This window comes from Actinomycetospora sp. (assembly GCF_055612215.1).
In genome coordinates, this window is sequence record NZ_JBVPVA010000432.1 from 1 (window position 1) to 4,819 (window position 4,819).

Consider the following 4,819-nt stretch of genomic DNA (forward strand, 5'->3'; position numbering starts at 1 on the left):
TGTACCAGCCGCGGCTGGGTGACGGTCGCGCGCTGCTGCTCGGCGAGATCGTCGCCCCCGACGGCACCCGGCACGACCTCCACCTCAAGGGCTCCGGCCGCACCCCGTTCGCCCGCGGCGGCGACGGCCGGGCCGCGCTCGCCCCGATGCTGCGCGAGTACGTGATGGGCGTGGCGATGCACGCGCTCGGCGTCCCGACCAGCCGCGGCCTCGCCGTCAGCACCACCGGCGAGCGGGTGCCCCGCGACGGCGGGCTGCTGCCCGGCGCGGTCCTCGCGCGGGTGGCGTCGAGCCACCTGCGCGTCGGGACCTTCCAGTACGCCGCGGCCGCGGGCGACACCGACCAGGTCCGTGCGCTGGCCGACCACGCCATCGCCCGCCACCACCCGCACGCCGCCGACGCCGAGGAGCCCTACCTCGAGTTCTACCGCAGCGTCGTGGACGCGCAGGCCGCACTGGTCGCGCGGTGGATGCTCGTCGGGTTCGTCCACGGCGTCATGAACACCGACAACACGACGATCTCCGGCGAGACGATCGACTACGGGCCGTGCGCGTTCATGGACCGCTACGACCCCGGCACGGTCTTCAGCTCCATCGACCACGCGGGGCGCTACGCCTACGGCAACCAGCCGCTCATCGCGCGCTGGAACCTCGCCCGGCTCGGCGAGTGCCTGCTCCCGCTGATCGACGAGGACTCCGAGACGGCGATCGCGAAGGCGACCGAGGTCGTCACGTCCTTCACCGGGCGTTACGACGCGTACCACGGGGCCGGCATGGCGGCGAAGCTCGGGATCGCCGGGCCGGACGCCGAGCTCGTCGAGGACCTGCTCGCCCTCCTGGCCGCCCAGCAGGTCGACTGGACGACGTTCTTCCGGGCCCTGCCGCGCGGCGAGGCCCGGGACCTGTTCCTCGACCGCGAGGCCTTCGACGCCTGGGCCGCCCGCTGGGAGGCGCAGCGCGACCCGGCCGCCGAGCCCGACCGCGTCAACCCGGTGTACGTCCCGCGCAACCACCTCGTCGACGCGGCCCTGACCGCCGCCGAGGCCGGGGACCTCGCGCCGTTCCACGAGATGGTCGACGTGCTGCGCCGGCCCTTCGAGGAGCGTCCCGGGCTCGAGCGCTGGACCGAGCCCGGCTCGGGTCCGTTCGTCACCTACTGCGGGACCTGAGCCCGGACAGCAGCCCGCCGACGACGAGGCTCGCCGCGCCGGCCGCCGCGAGCAGCACCGGCAGGCCCAGCGACGGCACCAGGCCGCCGACGACGACGGGCGCGACGATCGCCCCGAGCGCGCCGACGACCATCGTCGCGGACAGGGCGCGGCCCGGGGCCTCGGGCGCGACGTCGGCGGTCCAGACGGCCAGGGCCGCGGCGCCGGTCATGTAGGCGGGGGCGAAGACCGCGGCGGCGAGGACGACCAGCCCGGGGGAGCGGCCGCCGAGGGCGAACAGCACCAGGGCGACCCCGAGGACGAGCAGGCAGCCCGCCGCCACCCGACCCGGGCCGAGGCGGACGGCGAGCGCGCCGGTGGCCAGGGCGGCCAGACCGAGCACGCCGATGACCACGAACAGCGCGGGCCGGGCGTCGGCGGCGAGTCCGGCCGACCGCGCGACGTCGGCCGCGTAGGTGAACCCGAGCGCCGTCGTCGCCTGGTAGACGACGGCGTACACCGCGGGTGCGGCGAGGGCGAGCCGGGGCAGCCGACGGGTGGTGCCGCCGCGTCGGACCGGCGGCGCGGCCACCCACCGGAGGTTGAGCGCGGCCGCGGCCGTCGAGCCCAGGGCCGTCGCCGCCCAGACCACCCGCCAGTGCTCGCCCGCCAGGACGGCCACCAGGCCCGTGAGCACCAGCCCGCCCGAGGTCCCGGTGCTGATCACGGAGAGCAGCCCCGGCCGGGCAGCGGGGTGCGCGAGGGCCTCGACGAGGTCCGAGTAGGGCGCCCAGACCCAGCCCGCGGCGCTGCCCGCGAGCACCGCCCCCGCGGCGAGGACGCCCGGGGACCCCGCCAGCACGACGAGCAGCGCGCCGAGCGCCCCGCACGCGCCCCCGACGGTGGTGGGGGCCCGCGGGCCGCGGCGCGCGGCGAGCACCGGCGCCCCCACGATGCCCACCAGGAAGCCCGCGAAGGTGCCGCCCGCGATGAGACCCAGGAGCGGGTCGGAGAGGCCCGTCGCCGAGATCGAGGGGTCGCTGCGCAGGGTCGGGAGCGTGAGCCCGAACGTGAAGCGCCCCATCCCGAAGGCCACCCCGACGACCGCCGCCCCGGCGGCGCCGAGCCGCCACTCCACGGTCCGCACGGCGCCGATCATCCGGCACCGCCCGAGCCGTCCGTGCCGCCGGAGTGACCGGAACCTCGCCCGATCGGGGGGTGCGTGTCCCCGTTCGGAGGCCATGGGCGACGATCACGGCGTGGAACCGGACACGGGGCACGGCGGGGTCGACACGGCCGCACCCGAGTCCGGACCGGTGGCGCCGGCCGTCGTCGGGGACCGGTTCGAGCTCGGCGAGCGCCTCGGCCGGGGAGCGGCCGCCACGGTCTACCGGGCCCGCGACCGCCTGCTCGGGCGCGAGGTCGCGGTCAAGCTCTTCGCCCCGGGCGTCGGGACCCTGGAGTCCGCCTCGGTCCGCCGCGAGATGCAGGCGACCGCCCAGGTGGTGCACCCCGGGGTGCTCGAGGTCTTCGACGTCGGCGAGGTCGACGACCGGGTCTTCCTCGTCACCCGCCTCGTGCCCGGGGGCTCGCTGGCCGACGCGCTGGAGCGGGGGCCGCTGCCGGTCGAGGTCGTCGTCGGGCTGGCCGGGGAGCTGCTCGCCGCGCTCGCCCACGTCCACGCGCTGGGGATCGTGCACCGCGACGTCAAGCCCGGGAACGTGCTGCTCGACCCGGATCCCGAGGACGATCCCGAGGCCGCGGGCGCCGGGCCGGCGCGGGTCCACCCGGTCCTCGCCGACTTCGGGGTCGCGGCGATGGCCACCGCCACCACCGTGCACGGCCAGGTCACCGGGACGGCCGCCTACCTCGCCCCGGAGCAGGTGCGCGGCGAGGCGGTCGGCTCGCCGGCGGACGTGTACGCGCTCGGCCTCGTCCTGCTCGAGTGTCTGTCCGGTCGCCGGGAGTACCCCGGGGGACCGGTCGAGTCGTCGGTGGCCCGGCTGCACCGCGACCCCGTCGTCCCCGACGACCTGCCCGACGCGCTGCGCGACCTGCTGACGGCGATGACGGCGGCCGCGCCCGGCGACCGCCCGTCGGCGTCGGAGGCCCGCGAGGGGCTGCTGGCGCTCGCCGGACCGCTCGGGCTCGACGAGGAGACCCTCGCCGTACCGGCCGCGGCGATCGCGTCGGACGCCACGCCCGCGGCCCGCTCACCGATCGTGCTCGGCGTCGTGCGGGCCGGCTCGGCGGCGGCGACCACCGCCACCGTCGCCGGCGGCCCGGCGGCAGCGACCACGTCGGCCCCGGTGTCCCACGCGGAGCCGCCCACGGGTCCGATCCGGACGGCCTCCCCACTCAGGCCCCGGACGGTGCGTCGGGGGCTGCTCGTGGCCGTCGTCGCGGTCGTCCTCGCGGGCGGCGTCGTGGGCGGGGTCGCGCTCACCGGCGGGTCGACCCCGCTCGCGGCCCGCCTCGGCATCCCGGTCCCGGCGTCGCCGGCCTCACCGCCCGCGGCGCCCCCGGCCGCGCCGGTGGCCGCCGGTCCGGCCGACCCCGGCTCCGTCGTCCCGGGCTCCGCGGCAGCGGCGTCCCCGGCCCCGGCCGCTCCCGAGGACCCCGACGGGGGCGACGCCCCGCTGCCCGTCGCGCCCGTGCCCGCGCCGACGGCGCCCGGCGTCCCGCCGGCCCCGACGCCGTGCCGCAGCGTCGTGACCTCGCTCGCCGGGGCGGGGGCGACGGCGCGGATCGTGTTCACCAACCGGGGCGACACCGCGTGCACGCTGCGCGGCGTCCCGGCCGTGCGGTGGGTCGGGGCCGGCGGGAAGGCGGTCGGTGCCCCGGCGACCCGGGTCGGCGTCGCGGGCGCCGCCCTCACGCTCGCCCCGAACGGCTCGGTCGCGGCGACGCTGCGGATCGTGCCGGTGACCGAGTTCGCCGCGAAGAACTGCGACGCCGTCGCCGTGCGGGGCCTCACCGTCCGCGCGCCCGGGACCGCCGCCGCGGCCACGCTGCCGCGCGCCGGGAAGGCGTGCAGCGGGACGATCGCGAAGCCGCAGCTCGCCGTCACCCCGGTCGGGGCCCTGTAGCGCCCGGTCGCTCCGACCGCCCGCCGGCTCAGGTGCTCTCGGCGGCGTCCAGGGCGGCGGTGACGATGCCGTCGGCGTCGATGCCGTGGATGGCGTAGGCGCTCGCGAGGTCGGAGGACTGGCCGAAGGCGGTGACGCCGAGGTGGCGGGCGCGGACGCGGTGCACCCCGGCGAGGAAGGCGAGGGTGTGCGGGTGGCCGTCGATCACGGTGACCAGCGGGGCGGCGCGGTCGGCGGGGAAGGCGGCGTCCAGGACCCGATGTCCGCCGCCCTGGACGGCGCGGAAGAGCAGGTCGGCGCTGGTGACGACGACGACGTCGGCGGGCACGCCGAGCGCGTCGAGCCGGTCCGCGGCGGACACGGCGGCGGGCACGGTCGCTCCGACGGCGGCGATCGTCACCCGCGGCCGCGTGTCGGCGCGGCGCAGCAGGTAACCGCCGCCGACGACGCCGCGGCGCCGGCGTTCGCGGGCCGCGGGGTCGGCGGGCACGGCGGCGAGGCCCTGGTCGACCGGAGCGGTCGACAGGCGCAGGTAGGTCGAGGACCCGTCGGGGCGGCCCAGCCGGGACAGCCCGTCGAGGT

General features: G+C 78.5%; 4 protein-coding genes. 2 read left to right on the top strand and 2 right to left on the bottom strand.

What is annotated here, in order from left to right; all coding sequences use genetic code 11:
- Window positions 1–1,169, top strand: a 1,169-nt coding sequence (locus AC0CYZ_RS12170) for a protein adenylyltransferase SelO (RefSeq protein ID WP_472215630.1), incomplete at its 5' end; no start/stop codon positions are given.
- On the opposite strand, the gene AC0CYZ_RS12175 is transcribed toward AC0CYZ_RS12170, so the two are convergent.
- Window positions 1,150–2,295, bottom strand: coding sequence for an MFS transporter (locus tag AC0CYZ_RS12175; RefSeq protein ID WP_472215632.1), 1,146 nt, complete (start codon window positions 2,293–2,295; stop codon window positions 1,150–1,152). The two genes, AC0CYZ_RS12170 and AC0CYZ_RS12175, sit on opposite strands and share 20 nt — an antisense overlap.
- Before the next feature lie 112 nt (window positions 2,296–2,407).
- On the opposite strand from AC0CYZ_RS12175, the gene AC0CYZ_RS12180 reads away from it, so the two are divergent.
- Entirely contained in the window at window positions 2,408–4,237 is a 1,830-nt protein-coding gene (locus tag AC0CYZ_RS12180) for a protein kinase domain-containing protein (protein WP_472215634.1), read from the top strand.
- A 28-nt stretch (window positions 4,238–4,265) separates the two neighbouring features.
- On the opposite strand, the gene AC0CYZ_RS12185 is transcribed toward AC0CYZ_RS12180, so the two are convergent.
- The coding region (locus tag AC0CYZ_RS12185) for a transketolase-like TK C-terminal-containing protein (protein WP_472215636.1) at window positions 4,266–4,819 on the bottom strand (554 nt) is incomplete at its 5' end.